A 13,546-nucleotide genomic window follows, 5' to 3' on the forward strand; every position below is an offset into this window, starting at 1 on the left:
CACCAACAAACACGTGCCGTGGTCGCGACCGGTTCACGACGGGGGCCCGCCGGGCTATGTTGGGCGGGACGCCGAGCGCAGGAGGTAAGCCGAAAGTGCCGAAGATCGTGGTCACCGGGCAGCTGGCGGAACCGGCGCTGAAGGTGCTCGGCGAGGTGGGTGAGGTGTGGGTCGCCGAAAGCCAGCTCGGGCCCGATGAGCTGCGTGAACGGGTCGCGGGCGCCCACGCGCTGGTGACCATGGTCGGGGACAGGGTGGACGGCGCGGTGGCCGACGCGGCCGGGCCGGACCTCGCGGTGGTAGCCAACGTGGCCGTCGGTTACGACAACCTGGACGTGAAGGCGCTCACCGAGCGCGGGGTGACGGTGACGAACACCCCGGGTGTGCTCACCGAGGCGACCGCGGACCTGGCGTTCGGCCTGCTGCTGATGTGCACCCGGCGGCTCGGTGAGGGCGAGCGGCTGCTGCGCTCGCGCACCCCGTGGACCTTCCACCTCGGCTTCATGCTCGGCGCCGGGCTGCAGGGCCGCACCCTCGGCATCGTCGGCCTCGGGCAGATCGGCCGGGCGATGGCCCGCCGGGCCAAGGCGTTCGGCCTCGAGATTGTCTACAGTGGACGGAACAGGGCACCGGCCGAGGTGGAGGCCGAGCTGGGCGCGCGGCGGCTGCCGCTGGACGAACTGCTGCGGTCGGCCGACTTCGTCTCGCTGCACTGCCCGCTCACACCGGAGACCCGGCACCTGATCAACGCAGACACGCTGCGGACCATGAAGCCCGGCGCGTACCTGGTCAACACCACGCGCGGCGCGGTGGTCGACGAGCCCGCGCTGGCCGAGGCGCTCGCCGACGGCGTGCTGGCCGGCGCCGCGCTGGACGTGTTCGAGAAGGAACCAGAAGTCGAACCCCGGCTGCTCGAACTGGAGAACGTGGTGATCACCCCGCACCTCGGCTCGGCGACCGTGGAAACCCGCACCGAAATGGCCCTGCTCGCGGCACGCAACGTGGCCGCCGTGCTGTCGGGCGAGCCCGCGCTCACGGCGGTGACAGCGTGAAGGTGCTGATCGCGCCCGACAAGTTCAAGGGCAGCCTGACCGCGATGGAGGCCGCGGAGGCGATCCACGACGGCGTGCTCGAGGTTTTCGGGGACGCCGTGACCATGCTCTGCCCGGTGGCCGACGGCGGCGAGGGCACGCTGGACGTGCTGTACTCCGCGGGCGCGGAACGCGTCGAACTGGCGGTGCGCGGGCCGTTGGACGCCTCGGTCGAGGCGCGGTACGCGGTGCTGGGCGAGACGGCGTACATCGAATCGGCGCGGGCGTGCGGTATCGAGTTCGTCGAGCCGTCACCGGAAACCGCGCTGGCCGCACACACCTGGGGCGTCGGCGAGCTGATCGCGCATGCGCTGGAACGCGGAGCCAAGCAGGTGGTGCTGACCGTCGGCGGGACCGCGAGCACGGACGGCGGCTCGGGCATGCTGCGTGCGCTCGGCGCTTCGGTGACGCCTTCGGTGGACCTGGGCGGCGGTCCACTGAGGACGGTCGAATCGGTGGATCTGGCCGCGCTGCGGGCGAAGTTCGACGGCATCGACGTCCGCGTGGCCACCGACGTGAGCAATCCGCTGCTCGGCGAGAAGGGTGCGGCGGCGATCTTCGGCCCGCAGAAGGGCGCGCGCCCGGCGGAGGTCGCGTTGCTGGAAGAGGCACTCGGCCGGTGGGCGCGGGCACTGCACGCGGCGGGCGGCCGTGACGTCTCGGACGCGCCGGGCGCCGGTGCGGGCGGCGGCGTGGCCGGTGGCGCGATGGCGGCGCTGGGCGCGGTGTTCGAATCCGGCTTCGACCTGGTCTGCGAACTCACCGGCGTGCCTGCCGCGCTGGCCGAGGCGGACCTGGTGATCACCGGCGAAGGTTCGCTGGACCCGCAGAGCCTCGACGGCAAGGCACCCGCCGGCATCGCCGCGCGGGCCCGCGCACGGGACCTGCCGGTGCTGGCCGTCGCCGGGCGCGTGGCGCTCGACGAAGCGCAACTGGCCCAACTGGGCGTGGCCGGATACCGCGCGTTGATCGACCACGCGCCTTCGCTGGCGTACGCGCGGGAACACGCCTGCGAACTGCTGCGGGCGCAGACGGCGGATCTGGTGCGCACCTGGGCCGGGTAGCGGTTTGCCGCGCAGGTCGGCGGGTAACCCTCCGGTTGGGCCGTGTCACCGAGAGGAGCCACCTGTGGAAACCAACGCCTACATAACGTTCCTGGTGCTGGCGACCCTGCTCGTCGTGGTCGACGGGCAGATCATCTACCGGAGCGGGCGGCGTTACCTGGAGCACTCGTACGGCGATCCGGCCGCGGGTGCTTCGATGACCCGCCTGATCACCGTGCTGTTCCACCTGGCCGTGCTGGGTGTGCTGGCGCTGCTGTCGACCATCGATTCGGGCGGGGACAACGCCACCGAGGCGGTGGTCTGGAAACTGGGCATCACCTTGCTGGTGCTGGCCATCGCGCACGGGGTGACGCTGACCGTGCTGGCGCGGATCCGGGACAACCAGGTCGCGGAACGGGCGCTGAAGCAACAGCAGCACCCCACGTCGGCCGCCTCGGAAACCACCGTGGCACCGGTGCCGGGGCAGCAGGGCGTCAACCCGAGGGTGAGCCCGGCACTGGACCAGCGGGACCCCTACTCCGCCTGAGGCCGGAGCCGGTCTCGCCGGGCGAACACGAATGTGGCTTTCGGGGCGGATTCCGCCCCGAAAGCCACATTCGTGTTCTGGGTGTTTCGTGCTGGCTCAGCTGCCGGGCTGCGCGTCCGGCTGCTGCAGCACGGCGAAGCTCATCTGGCCCTGGTCGTCCTGCTGGATGTCGAGCACCTTGTCGTCGAGGAACTCGGCGGCCTTCGGTTCCAGGAAGACCTTGGCCCCGCCTTCGGTGGCGAGCACCTGATCACCGTCCTCCGGTGAAGGCGCCACCGACAACCCGAGCTGGGCGCCGGCCTCCTCCACCTCCTGCACCGCGAACCGCAGGCCGGCTTCGGCCTGACCGTCCTGTCCGGTCAACGCGGTGATGGCCTCGGCCGCGGCGTCTGTCATGGCGAGCATCGACAGGCTCCCTTTCGTCGGTTACATGGCTCTGGCCCCTCCCACCGTAGGGGTGGCAGGGGCGCGGCGCTGGGTGCCACCCGGTCACTCGGGGGTGCGGATGGTCTCCGCGATCGAGCCCCCGGCCTGGTCAGCGGCCTGCGGCAGGTCGTCGCTGGCCGTGTGACGGCCGACACGCCCCTCTTCCGGCGCCATCGGCTCGATGTCACCGGGCTGGTCGTCGATCGTCTCGTCCAGCTCGTCGGCGGGGGTCGCCGCGATCGGCTTCTCGGGCACCTCGTCGGCCGTCACGTCCGGCTGTTCCTCGCGCAGCCGCTCAGCCATGGGCTCGCCCTCGCGCTGTTCGGCCGGGGTCGTGCCGAAGCGGTCGGCACCGCTCCAGTGCTCCGGCGGCTCGATGCCCTCCTCGAGCGGATCCACCCGGAGGCGGTCCTCGTCGAGGTCCTCGGCGCTGTTCAGCGCGGCCGGATCGGATTCGACCGGATCCTGGGGTGCGGACATCGGAACTCCTCCTCTGGTCATGCTTGGTCCGCTTCGCCTACCCGCGTGGGCCGCCCCTGAAACCGGCTTGGGTAGCGTCCTGGGCATGGCCATCCCGGCAGCGGCAGCGCCCGCCCCACCAGCCCGGCAGCACGGCATCGCCGTGCACGCCGGGTGGTACGCGGCGGCGGGCGTGGTCACCACCGCCGTGCAGTTCGTGCTCTACTTCCTGCTCCGCGACGCGCTCGGCGCGCACGGGGCCAACCTGCTGGCGATCACCGCCACCACGATCGGGAACACCGAGTTCCACCGCCGGGTGACCTTCGCCGGACGACCCAGCCCGCCGCGGCGACGGCACATCCAGGTGATCGGCACCATCGCCTTCTACGCCGGGTACGGCTCGGTGGTGCTGCTCGTGCTGCACGCCGTGATTCCGGCACCGACGCCGCTCACCGAAACGCTGGTGCTGGCCACCGCGAGCCTGCTCGGCGGGGTCTGCCGGTTCGCGCTGCTGCGGTGGTGGGTCTTCGCCGCGCGGGACAGGGTGTCCGCATGACCGCAGGCGACGAGGAGCAGGAGCCCGACTACCGGTTCAGCCTGGCCAACGAGCGCACCTTCCTGGCCTGGCTGCGGACCGCGCTCGGCCTGCTGGCCGGTGCGGTCGCGGTGCGGCAGCTGGTCCCCGAGTTCGGCGTGCCGGGGGCCAGGACGGTGCTCGCCCTGCTGTGCGCCGCGCTCGCCGTGGTGCTGACCGCGGCGAGCTACCCGCGCTGGAAACGGGTCCAGCGCGCGATGCGCCGCGGTGAACCGCTGCCGCCCAACCGGATGATGCTCGTGCTGACCGCGGGCATCCTGGTGATCACCGGCTTCGCGGTGGTCCTCGCGGTGACCGGGTGAGCCGCGATCCCGGCCTGCAGCCGGAGCGCACCTGGCTGGCGTGGCGCCGCACCACCGCCTCCGCGGCGGCGGTGACCCTGCTCCTGCTGCACTCGGCGGTGCGTTCGGGCAGTGACCTGACCGTTATCCCGGCGGCGACCGGGATTTTGGTCACGATTTCGCTCGCGCTGCTCGGCAGGCACCGCGAACGGCACCTGCTGCGAGGCGAGCGGACTCCCCCGAATGCCGCGCAACCGCTGGTCATCGGCCTGTCGGCGAGCCTGCTGACGATCCTGGCGGTGGCCACGCTCGCCTTTCTCGCTTAACTGGCAAACGCGATTTTCAGGGACCTAAGACCCTACCGCCGTACGGAGCAATCAGGGTGCGCGGCACTTTTGTCCACCGCGACCGAAAGATGATTGAGACCTAGATTCGTGCTAATGGGGCATCTCTGCGAGATCCCTGGAGCCAGCGCCAGTAGCGGTCTAGCATTACGCACAGTCGTCAGAGTGCTGAACGAGCGAGCGCCATTCGGGTAACTCCGCTACGGACAGTCGCCTTATTAGCAAGCTGACAATGACTCTCAGCAGGGCCGGTTGATTCGATGATTAATCGAGTTTGTCCGGCCAGCCGGGTGAGTCGACAACAGCAGATCGTTCGAGGAATGGGCGGGCGCATGACCACGAGCTTGGACTCGACGGGGCGGGGTATCGAGGGACCCGCGTCGCCGAACCCGGTCCAGCGGAGCACCAGCCACTATCCGCGGCTGACCAAGGAGGACCTCGATCCGCTGGTCCGCCAGGCGGCCAAGGGCGACCACGAGGCGATGGAGGGCCTGCTCGCCGCGCTGAAACCGGTGGTCACGCGGTACTGCCGGGCGCGGCTCGGCGGCCGGGACCTGTCGTACTTCTCGGCCGACGACATCTCGCAGGAGGTGTGCGTCGCCGTGCTCAAGGCGCTGCCGCAGTACCAGGACCGCGGTGGGTCTTTTCTGTACCTGGTGCACGCGATCGCGGCGAACAAGGTGGCCGACGCCTTCCGCGCGGTCTCCCGCGACCGCTGCGAGCCGGTGTCGGACCTCCCGGAGCGCTCCGGCGCCGACAACGAGCCGGAGAAGTACGCCCTCGACGTCGACCTGGGCGAACGGCTGAACCGGCTGATCCGCACGCTGCCCCGGGTGCAGCAGGAGATCGTGATCCTGCGGGTCGCCGTCGGCCTGTCGGCGGCCGAGACCGCGGAAGCAGTCGGCCTCAAGGCGGGCAACGTGCGCACCACGCAGCACCGCGCACTGCAGAAACTACGCGAACTGGTCACCCTGGAAGGCGACTTCTGACCCGACCGGAAGACGGCTTCTGCCGACCGGCCACACCGGAGGCGACTCCCGCCGACCGGCCACGTTGGAGGCGACTCCCGCCGACCGGCCACGTTGGAGGCGACTCCCGCCGACCGGTCACGTTGGAACGCGACCCCCGCCAAACCGGCGACACCGGACGGCGACTTCTGCGCACTGGCCACGCCGGAAAGCGACATCCGCCGATCGCTCACACCGGAGGGCGACCTCGGCCATCCCGGAGGCGACCTCCGCCACCGGTCACGTTGGAAGGCGGCTTCTGCGTGCTAGTCACGCCGGAATGCAGGCGCCAACCGGCCACACCGGAGGGCGACCTCCGCCGAGCGGTCAGGTTGGACGGCAACCTCCGCCGACCGGCCACGCCGGAGATCGATCTCCGCCGACTGGTCACGTTGGAAGGGGTCCTCTGCCGAGCGGCCACACTGGAGAGCGCCCCTCGCCGAGCGGTCAGGCCGGAAGGCAACCTCTCCCGTACCTGGCGAAGCGCAGGCGCGTGCCCGGCCGGGCCTGTGCGGCCCCGCCGAGGTCGTCCTCGGCTACCACCGCCACCACCGGGTAACCCCCGGTCACCGGGTGGTCGGCCAGGAACAGGATCGGCTGCCCCGACGGCGGCACCTGCACCGCGCCAGGCGCCGCCGGTTCCGGGGGTAGCTCGCCGGTTCTGGCGCGGCGCAACACCGGGCCGTCGAGCCGCAGCCCCACCCGGTTGCTCTCGGCCGAGACCAGGTACCGCCCGGACAGCAACCGATCGAACGCGTCCGGCGTGAAAAAATCCAGTCGTGGCCCCGGAATCAGCCGCAGCACCGGCTCCGGCACGAGCGCCGCGCACGGCGCCAGGTCCACCGGCGGCCAGGCCAGCACGCGCTCCCCCACCGGCAGCGTGGTGCCCGCGGCCAGCGGTTCCGGGCCCAGCCCGGAAAGCGTGTCCGTGCCGCGGCCGCCGAGCACCGGTGGCACGTCGATCCCGCCGCGCACGGCCAAATACGCCCGCAGCCCGACCTCCGGCGCGCCCAGCCGCAGTTCGTCGCCGACCCGCACGAGCACGGGCGCGTTCGGGCCGATCGCGCGGCCGCCGAGCCGGGCCGCGCCCACCGCGCCGGTGAGCGCGATCAGCCCCGGGCCGTCGAACCGGACGGCCAGCCCGCCGAAGGTGGCCTCGATCGCCGCGTTCGACTCGGGATTGCCGACCAGCCGGTTCGCCAGCCGCAGCGCGGCGCGGTCGGCGGCGCCGGACCGGCCGACGCCGAGCGCGGTGTATCCCGGCCTGCCGAGGTCCTGCACGGTGGCGAACAACCCGGGGGCGAGCACTTCGACCTTGCCGCTCATGTCGCGCGGAACCGCACGGTCGTGCCCGGCGCGAGCAGGTTCGGCGGCTCGCGGTCGGCGTCCCACACCGCCAGCGGGGTGCGGCCGAGCAGATGCCAGCCACCGGGCGACGGGTGCGGGTACACCGCGGTGTACTCACCGGCCACCGCGACCGCACCCGCCGGCACGCGCACCCGCGGGCTCCCGCGCCGCGGCAGGTGCAGTTCGGGCGGAAGTCCCGTGAGGTAACCGAAACCGGGGGCGAACCCGCAGAACGCCACCCGGTATTCGGCGCCGGTGTGCCGCCGGACGACCTCGTCCTCGGACAACCCGGTCCGCGCCGCGACCTCCGCGAGATCCGCGCCGTCGTAGCTGACCGGGACCACGAGTTCCGCGCCACGGCGGCTTTCCGGCGGCTCCAGCGGACGGCCGCCGAGTTCCTCGACGAGCCGTTCGAAGGTGGTGCGCCGGGGGTCGAACCGCACCAGCACGGTCCGCGCCGCGGGCACCACCTCCTCCACGCCGTCCGGCGGATCGGCCGCCAGCACGGCGTCGAGCCCGAGCACCTCGCCCGCCCCGGCGAGGTCGACCAGTACCGCGCGGCTGCCGTACCGGTGCACCCTGATCACTGCCTGCCGACCCGGTACTCGTCGTCACGCCGGTCGGTGATCAGCATGTGCCCCGGCGCGTGCGTGATCGCGAACGGCGGTTTCGACGCCATCAGCGCCGCCTGCGGAGTCACCCCGCAGGCCCAGAACACCGGCACGTCACCGGGTTCCGGGCGCGCGGGCTCACCGAAGTCCGGCTTGCCGAGGTCGGAGATGCCGAGCGCGCCCGGGTCGCCGACGTGCACCGGCGCCCCGTGCACCGCGGGCATTTCCGCGGTGATCCGGATCGCGTCGTCCACCCGGCCGGCCGGGATGTACCGCATGGACACCACCATCGGCCCGTGCAACCGCCCGGCCGGGCGGCACTTCCGGGTGGTCGTGTACATCGCCACGTTCCGGCCCTGCTCGACGTGGCGCAGCGGGATGCCTTCGGCGGCGAGCGCGGTCTCGAAGGTGAAGCTGCAGCCGATCGAGAACGCGACCAGATCGTCGCTCCAGTACGGCGTGGCGTCGGTGACCTCGGCGCGCAGCTCGCCGTTCTCCCAGATGCGGTACCGCGGCAGGTCGCTGCGCAGGTCCGCGCCCGCCGCCAGCTTGGTCGACGGGTCGCCGGGCTCGCTGACGTCGAGCACCGGGCACGGCTGTTCGTTGCGCTGGCAGAACATCAGCACGTCGTAGGCCCAGTCGCGGCGCACCGCGATCAGGTTGGTCTGGGTGTACCCGGCCGCCCAGCCGCTGGTCGGCGCCGAGACACCGGCGCGGAACCGGGCGCGTGCCTGCGCCGGGGTCAGCGCGTGGGTTGCTTCGTCCACCATGGTCATACCAGCTCCCTCCCCCTGGTTTCGGGCAGGCCCAGCAGGGCCAGTACCGCGATCCCGTACCCGGCCGCGCCGAACACCATCGCCCCGCCGGCACCCAGAAGTCCCACCACACCGGGGAAAACGGCGCCGACCGCGCGGCCGAAGTTGTAGGTGAAGCCCTGCCCGGTGCCGCGCTGCGCGGTCGGGTACAGCTCGGCGAGAAAGGCGCCGAAGCCGCTGAAGATGGCCGACATCGAGAAGCCGAGCGGGAAGCCGAGCACCATCACCAGTGCGTTGGCGCCGTGCGGGATCTGCGTGTAGGCCACGATCAGCGCCGCCGACAACGCGGCGAACAGGACGAAGGTCCGCTTGCGCCCCAGCAGGTCGGTCAGATATCCGCCGCAGACGTAGCCGATGAACGCGCCGGAGATCAGGAAGGCGTAGTAGCCGCCGGTGTTGATCACGGTCAGCTCGCGGGTGGTGCGCAGGTACGACGGCAGCCAGGTGGCCAGCGTGTAGTAACCGCCCTGCACACCGGTCGCGAACAGGGAGGCGACCAGCGTGGTGCGCAGGAGGTCGCCCTGGAAGATCCGCGCGAACGAGCCGCGCTGGGCCGAGCTTTCGCGGCGCTCGGTGACGACGTCGGCGTCGGTGACGTTCTTGCGCACCCACATGATCAGCAGCGCGGGGATGACGCCGGTCCAGAACATGATGCGCCAGGCCAAGTCGTCACCGGCGAGGCTGAACACCACGGTGTAGACGATCACCGCGAGCCCCCAGCCCGCCGCCCACGCGCTCTGCACGAAGGCGACCGTGCGGCCGCGGTAGCGCGAGCGCGCGTACTCGGCGACGAGGATCGCGCCCGCTGCCCACTCGCCGCCGAACCCGAGTCCTTGCAGGGCGCGGAACACCAGCAGCGTTTCGAAGTTGGGCGCGAAGCCGCAGAGCACGGTGAACAAGGTGTAGGTGGCGACGGTCAGCTGGAGCGTGCGGACGCGGCCGATGCGGTCGGCGAGAATGCCGGCGCCGGCGCCGCCGATCGCGGAAACGACCAGGGTGGTGGTGCTGAGCAGGCCCGCGGTGCCGGGGGTGAGCTGGAAGTAGGCGATGATCGCGCTGAGGCTCAGCGGCAGTACCCAGTAGTCGTAGGAATCGAGCCCGTAGCCGCCGAACGCGCCGACGAAGGCGCGCCTGCCCCGCGATCCCAGCGTGCGGTACCAGGCGAACGGTCGGGTGTCCTCAGCGGCTGCAGCGGTCGTGTCCATCACGCACCTCGCGGGTCTGGGGTCCAGGGAACACTTGAGTGAGTGAGCTGCGACACAAGGTAGGCTATTGTTCAACAATCCCACAAGAGGTCCAGAGGATAATCCTCCAGGAGTTTCCGCGTATCGTTCACCGGTACTGCGGTAGGCTGATCCTCGTGGTCATCGCGGACAACAGCGGTTCCCCGGCGGGCCTGGCCGCCGATCGAGGCCTGCTCGGCCGGACCAGTACCGCCGAGCGGGTGGCAGGCGTGCTCCGCACCCGGATCTCGGAGGGCTTCTTCCCGCCGGGCACCCGGCTCTCCGAGCACGACATCGGCGCCGCGCTGGGCGTCTCGCGGAACACGCTGCGGGAAGCGTTCCGCCTGCTCACGCACGAGCGGCTGCTCTCGCACGAGCTGAACCGGGGTGTTTTCGTCCGGATGCTCAGCGTGGACGACGTGGTGGACCTGTACCGCGTGCGGAAGCTGGTCGAATGCGCGGCCGTCCGGAACGCGGTGAACCCGGACCTGTCCGCGCTGGAGAACGCGGTCGCCGACGGCCTGCTCGCCGAGCGCAGCGAAGGCTGGCGCGATCTCGGTACCGCGAACATCCACTTCCACCAGGCGCTCGCCGCGCTGACCGCGAGTCCGCGCATCGACGAGCTGATGCAGGGCGTGTTCGCCGAGCTGCGGCTGGTCTTCCACGTGATGACCGATCCGCGGGAGTTCCACCAGCCGTACCTGCTGCGCAACGACGAGATCCTGCAACTACTCCGCGACGGCGACAACCGGCGCGCCGAAGCCGCCCTGGCCACGTACCTGGACGACGCCGAACGGCAGTTGCTCAGCGCGTACAACGCAGGTACTTAGGCTTCGCGATCTGGGCGCTCCTTGGCGGAACGGCCTCGCGCTCGGAACGAGCACCCGTGCTTGCCGGGCCAGGCGGCTCGTGGCCGGAGGGGCCTCGCACCGGGCGGCGCACGCGGTGCGAATCCGGCGCCCGGCCGGGCTCGAGGCCCCGAACGTGCCCAGGCCGGTGTCACGAAAGCCACATTCGAGACGCCAAACGTCTCGAAAGCCACATTCGTGACACCCCGCCTAGCCTGCCTCCGCGCCTAACTCGCCGTTTCGACGGCGCCGTCGCCGTGGGTGGTGTTCGTCCAGTAGGGAGTACCGCACGGCGAGCGAAGCCGCTTCCAGCCGTGAGTGCACGCCCAGCTTGCTCAACAGCGCCTGGATGTGCGTCCGGACCGTCGTCGTGGCGACGCCTAGCCTGGCCACCATCTCACTGGTGCTGAGCCCCTCGACGAGCATCGCCAGGCATTCGCGTTCCCGGGCGGTCAGGTGCTCGGCCAGGCGCGCTGCCTCCGCCGAGCCTCGCGAGCGCAGCGCCGACCGCTCCGAGGCCACGTGCACCACCACCTCACCGGCGACCACGCTGCGGAGCGCGGCGGTCAGCGTCGCCACGCCGCACGTCTTCTGCACGTACCCGGCGGCCCCGCCGGCGAGCGCGCGGTGCAGTCCGTCGTCGTCCTGGTCGGCGGTGAGCACCACCACCTTCGTGGCCGGGCGCGCGGCGCGGATCTCCGGAAGCCGGTCGAGCGCGTCGCCGTCGACGAAGCGGCGGTCCAGCAGGCACACGTCCGGGCGGTGCCGCCGGATCGCGGCCGGGATGCCTGCCATCTCGTCGATCACGCCGAGCACCTCGAACTCGTGCCCCAGCACGCTCGCCAGCGCGTCCGAGAACAACACGTGGTCGTCGCAGAGCAGCACGCTGATGTTCATTCCGATCCGCCTTCCCGGCGCCCACCGAACGCCAGCCGCACCCGGGTACCCCCGGACGCCGCGGTCACCACCTCGAACCGGCAGCGACAGGCCTCGGCGAGCCGTTCCACGATGCCCAGCCCCAGCGACGCCCAGCCCCCTTGCCCCGCCCCGAACCCCGGCCCGTTGTCGGCCACGTCGACCACCGTCACGCCCTGCTCCTGGCCGGCGGACACCTCCACCCGGCCACCCGGCCCGGCCGCGCGCACCGCGTTGTCCACCAGGTTCGCCACCATGCGCCACAGCAGCGACTCGTCCACCAGCAGCGAAACCGGCGGGCCCGGCGTGACCACCACGGTGGTCTCACTGGCCAGCGAAACCAGCGAGACGATCTGCTCGAGGACCTCGCGCACGTCCACCACCGCCAGGCGCGGCTGGTCGCCCGGCGCCATCGCGTCGCGGACCATGGCCAGCAGCCGGTTGGTCTCCTGGTCGATCGCGTCCACGCGGCGACGGGTGCCCGGCCGCAGCTCGTGGTCCGCGCGCACCGCCTCGACCAGGTACGACAGCGTGGCCAGGCTGTGGCCGAGGTCGTGCAGGAACTCCCGCCCCACCACCGTGGCGGCGTCCCCCCGTGAGCGCTCCATGCTTCGCCTCCACAGTCCCGCTCTTTCACGCACTCCGATCACTCAGTCGGGTTACTCCGATTGAACGTTGCACAACCCAGGCCGAACACCGGACAGTGGCCGAATATTTATCTACCCAACGTTATAGCGTGCTGTCGCGCACGGTAACCGCTCGGTGGCAGCATTTTTCCACACCGGGCGGTGAGCTGGGAATATTCAGACCGAGCAGGCGGACTGCCGCGGGAAATAGACCAGCGCGTCGAATGCATTGGCAACATCGGTCTGCACGGTCAGATGCGCATGCCGAATACCGTGCGGACGGTCGGCGTCGGCGCGCAGCGGACGGAGGTCGAGCACGCCCTCCTCGTGCCCGGCCAGCAGTTCCTCCACACTGCCCGGCTCCGGCGCGCCGAGTTCCTCCTCGTACACCTGGAATCCCAGCCGTGCCGCGGGATCCGGGCGCAGTCCGGTGGTGTGGCCGGTGCCGCCGGTCAGCGCCAGCGCGAAGTAGTCGTCGCCGAACTCGGCGGCCAGGTGCGCGCCGACGGGCGCGTTGGTCACGCCGGGAATGAGGCTGCTCGGCGTGCGCTGCAGGTGTCCGTTGTGCAGCATCAGCACGAGCTTGCGATCGGGCCACACTTCGCGCGCCAGGCGCACGGATTGCGCCATGTAGGTGTCCCGCGACGCCCCCTGCACCGGCGTCGCCGTCCCGTTCATCGCGTCGAGCACCTCACGCAGGTAGGTGTCCACGCGCAGGGCACCGCGGGCGTGGTGCAGCGCCACGGCGTGCGCGAGGTCGTCCCCGCCGCGGCGCAGCACCGGGCCGGTCGACTCCAGGTGCGCGACCAGCACGGTCAGCGCGGCGGTGGCCCGGTCGCGTTCGCCGAACTGCTGGTACCGCGCGGGCGCGAGCGCGCTGCTGACCGCGGAATACGGCTCGGTCGCGGCGATCGCATTGTCCACAAGGGACAGTGCACCGGGGTCGGCGTCGAGCAGGTACTCCCGCACCGCGCGCAGCGCGGGCAACGGCGAACCGGCGCTGCTCGGCACGTCGAGCCCGGCGTACCGCAGGTCTCCCCCGGCGGCGTTGTGCTCGCGCATCCAGGTGAGCATCGTGTGCATTTCCGCCGAATCACCGAGCGAGAAGGTGAATCCGTCACGCGCGATTTCGGCGACTTCACCCGGCGCGCCGTGAATCCAGGCGTCGACCAGCCTGCCCTCCGCGAAACCCGATTCGAAGGCGATCGCCCGGAAGCCGAGTTCGGTGACGAGCACGCGCAGCAGCCGGTCCCGGAAGGCGCCGAACTCGCGGATGTGGTGGTTGTTCTCGCCGATCGCGACGATGTTGGCGGCACCGATCAGCTCGGGCAGGCGGTCAAGAGGGCTCAGGCGTGGCACACTGGGCAC

The 13,546-nt window shown here is 71.3% G+C and carries 17 protein-coding genes; 8 read left to right on the plus strand and 9 right to left on the minus strand.

What is annotated here, in order from left to right:
* Positions 1-56 precede the first annotated feature (56 nt).
* The 3 genes from A4R43_RS19575 (at position 57) to A4R43_RS19585 (ending at position 2,681) form a co-directional block, all read left to right on the plus strand.
* Positions 57-1,052, plus strand: coding sequence for a 2-hydroxyacid dehydrogenase (locus A4R43_RS19575; protein ID WP_113693659.1), 996 nt, complete (start codon positions 57-59; stop codon positions 1,050-1,052).
* A 44-nt stretch (positions 1,053-1,096) separates the two neighbouring features.
* Positions 1,097-2,155, plus strand: coding sequence for a glycerate kinase (locus A4R43_RS19580; RefSeq protein WP_236809245.1), 1,059 nt, complete (start codon positions 1,097-1,099; stop codon positions 2,153-2,155).
* 64 nt (positions 2,156-2,219) lie between these two features.
* On the plus strand, positions 2,220-2,681 hold the full coding sequence (locus tag A4R43_RS19585; RefSeq protein ID WP_113693660.1) for a hypothetical protein: 462 nt from the start codon (positions 2,220-2,222) through the stop codon (positions 2,679-2,681).
* Positions 2,682-2,777: 96 nt separating this feature from the next.
* On the opposite strand, the gene A4R43_RS19590 is transcribed toward A4R43_RS19585, so the two are convergent.
* On the minus strand, positions 2,778-3,086 hold the full coding sequence (locus A4R43_RS19590; protein ID WP_113693661.1) for a HesB/IscA family protein: 309 nt from the start codon (positions 3,084-3,086) through the stop codon (positions 2,778-2,780).
* Positions 3,087-3,170: 84 nt separating this feature from the next.
* A complete protein-coding gene (locus A4R43_RS19595) occupies positions 3,171-3,608 on the minus strand; it encodes a hypothetical protein (RefSeq protein WP_113693662.1) in 438 nt (145 codons plus the stop codon).
* Between the two features lie 64 nt (positions 3,609-3,672).
* On the opposite strand from A4R43_RS19595, the gene A4R43_RS19600 reads away from it, so the two are divergent.
* The 4 genes from A4R43_RS19600 (at position 3,673) to shbA (ending at position 5,775) form a co-directional block, all read left to right on the plus strand.
* Entirely contained in the window at positions 3,673-4,122 is a 450-nt protein-coding gene (locus tag A4R43_RS19600; protein WP_113693663.1) for a GtrA family protein, read from the plus strand.
* The gene (locus A4R43_RS19605) at positions 4,119-4,463 is read left to right on the plus strand and encodes a YidH family protein (protein ID WP_113693664.1); all 345 of its coding nucleotides are present in this window, start codon (positions 4,119-4,121) and stop codon (positions 4,461-4,463) included. Before A4R43_RS19600 ends, A4R43_RS19605 begins: the two co-directional genes overlap by 4 nt.
* On the plus strand, positions 4,460-4,768 hold the full coding sequence (locus A4R43_RS19610; protein ID WP_113693665.1) for a DUF202 domain-containing protein: 309 nt from the start codon (positions 4,460-4,462) through the stop codon (positions 4,766-4,768). Before A4R43_RS19605 ends, A4R43_RS19610 begins: the two co-directional genes overlap by 4 nt.
* Positions 4,769-5,118: 350 nt before the next feature.
* Positions 5,119-5,775: an RNA polymerase sigma factor ShbA gene (shbA, locus tag A4R43_RS19615; RefSeq protein WP_113693666.1), complete on the plus strand. Its 657-nt coding sequence runs from the start codon at positions 5,119-5,121 to the stop codon at positions 5,773-5,775.
* Positions 5,776-6,240: 465 nt separating this feature from the next.
* Here the strand turns inward: shbA and A4R43_RS19620 are convergent, their stop codons facing one another.
* Genes A4R43_RS19620 through A4R43_RS19635 form a run of 4 tightly spaced genes read right to left on the minus strand, consistent with a single transcriptional unit; the run spans position 6,241 to position 9,771 of the window.
* The gene (locus A4R43_RS19620) at positions 6,241-7,119 is read right to left on the minus strand and encodes a 5-oxoprolinase subunit C family protein (RefSeq protein ID WP_113693667.1); all 879 of its coding nucleotides are present in this window, start codon (positions 7,117-7,119) and stop codon (positions 6,241-6,243) included.
* Positions 7,116-7,724 carry a 5-oxoprolinase subunit B family protein gene (locus tag A4R43_RS19625; RefSeq protein ID WP_113697733.1) on the minus strand — a complete coding sequence of 203 codons (609 nt, stop codon included), beginning with the start codon at positions 7,722-7,724 and terminating at the stop codon, positions 7,116-7,118. The genes A4R43_RS19620 and A4R43_RS19625 overlap by 4 nt, the downstream gene beginning before the upstream one ends.
* Complete coding sequence (locus A4R43_RS19630; RefSeq protein ID WP_205215506.1) at positions 7,724-8,497, minus strand: putative hydro-lyase; 774 nt, start codon at positions 8,495-8,497, stop codon at positions 7,724-7,726. Before A4R43_RS19630 ends, A4R43_RS19625 begins: the two co-directional genes overlap by 1 nt.
* A gap of 26 nt (positions 8,498-8,523) precedes the next feature.
* On the minus strand, positions 8,524-9,771 hold the full coding sequence (locus tag A4R43_RS19635) for an MFS transporter (RefSeq protein WP_113693669.1): 1,248 nt from the start codon (positions 9,769-9,771) through the stop codon (positions 8,524-8,526).
* A gap of 155 nt (positions 9,772-9,926) precedes the next feature.
* Here A4R43_RS19635 and A4R43_RS19640 point away from each other — a divergent pair, with 155 nt between their 5' ends.
* Complete coding sequence (locus A4R43_RS19640) at positions 9,927-10,619, plus strand: GntR family transcriptional regulator (RefSeq protein ID WP_236809128.1); 693 nt, start codon at positions 9,927-9,929, stop codon at positions 10,617-10,619.
* A 228-nt stretch (positions 10,620-10,847) separates the two neighbouring features.
* Here the strand turns inward: A4R43_RS19640 and A4R43_RS19645 are convergent, their stop codons facing one another.
* From A4R43_RS19645 to A4R43_RS19655, 3 genes are all read right to left on the minus strand, one after another.
* On the minus strand, positions 10,848-11,534 hold the full coding sequence (locus A4R43_RS19645; protein WP_113693670.1) for a LuxR C-terminal-related transcriptional regulator: 687 nt from the start codon (positions 11,532-11,534) through the stop codon (positions 10,848-10,850).
* Positions 11,531-12,160, minus strand: coding sequence for a sensor histidine kinase (locus A4R43_RS19650; protein WP_113693671.1), 630 nt, complete (start codon positions 12,158-12,160; stop codon positions 11,531-11,533). Before A4R43_RS19650 ends, A4R43_RS19645 begins: the two co-directional genes overlap by 4 nt.
* Before the next feature lie 195 nt (positions 12,161-12,355).
* Positions 12,356-13,528, minus strand: coding sequence for an erythromycin esterase family protein (locus A4R43_RS19655; protein WP_113697735.1), 1,173 nt, complete (start codon positions 13,526-13,528; stop codon positions 12,356-12,358).
* Positions 13,529-13,546: the final 18 nt, after the last annotated feature.

Source organism: Amycolatopsis albispora, from assembly GCF_003312875.1.
In the GTDB taxonomy this organism is placed as follows: domain Bacteria; phylum Actinomycetota; class Actinomycetes; order Mycobacteriales; family Pseudonocardiaceae; genus Amycolatopsis; species Amycolatopsis albispora.

What these genes read in the sequence shown, in the direction of transcription:
- A4R43_RS19575 (WP_113693659.1), top strand. Translation starts at nt 57, where the DNA reads ATGTTGGGCGGGACGCCGAGCGCAGGAGGTAAGCCGAAAGTGCCGAAG.
- A4R43_RS19580 (WP_236809245.1), top strand. Translation starts at nt 1,097, where the DNA reads ATGGAGGCCGCGGAGGCGATCCACGACGGCGTGCTCGAGGTTTTCGGG.
- A4R43_RS19590 (WP_113693661.1), bottom strand. Translation starts at nt 3,086, where the DNA reads ATGCTCGCCATGACAGACGCCGCGGCCGAGGCCATCACCGCGTTGACC.
- A4R43_RS19595 (WP_113693662.1), bottom strand. Translation starts at nt 3,608, where the DNA reads ATGACCAGAGGAGGAGTTCCGATGTCCGCACCCCAGGATCCGGTCGAA.
- A4R43_RS19600 (WP_113693663.1), top strand. Translation starts at nt 3,673, where the DNA reads ATGGCCATCCCGGCAGCGGCAGCGCCCGCCCCACCAGCCCGGCAGCAC.
- A4R43_RS19605 (WP_113693664.1), top strand. Translation starts at nt 4,119, where the DNA reads ATGACCGCAGGCGACGAGGAGCAGGAGCCCGACTACCGGTTCAGCCTG.
- shbA (WP_113693666.1), top strand. Translation starts at nt 5,119, where the DNA reads ATGACCACGAGCTTGGACTCGACGGGGCGGGGTATCGAGGGACCCGCG.
- A4R43_RS19620 (WP_113693667.1), bottom strand. Translation starts at nt 7,119, where the DNA reads ATGAGCGGCAAGGTCGAAGTGCTCGCCCCCGGGTTGTTCGCCACCGTG.
- A4R43_RS19635 (WP_113693669.1), bottom strand. Translation starts at nt 9,771, where the DNA reads ATGGACACGACCGCTGCAGCCGCTGAGGACACCCGACCGTTCGCCTGG.
- A4R43_RS19645 (WP_113693670.1), bottom strand. Translation starts at nt 11,534, where the DNA reads ATGAACATCAGCGTGCTGCTCTGCGACGACCACGTGTTGTTCTCGGAC.
- A4R43_RS19650 (WP_113693671.1), bottom strand. Translation starts at nt 12,160, where the DNA reads ATGGAGCGCTCACGGGGGGACGCCGCCACGGTGGTGGGGCGGGAGTTC.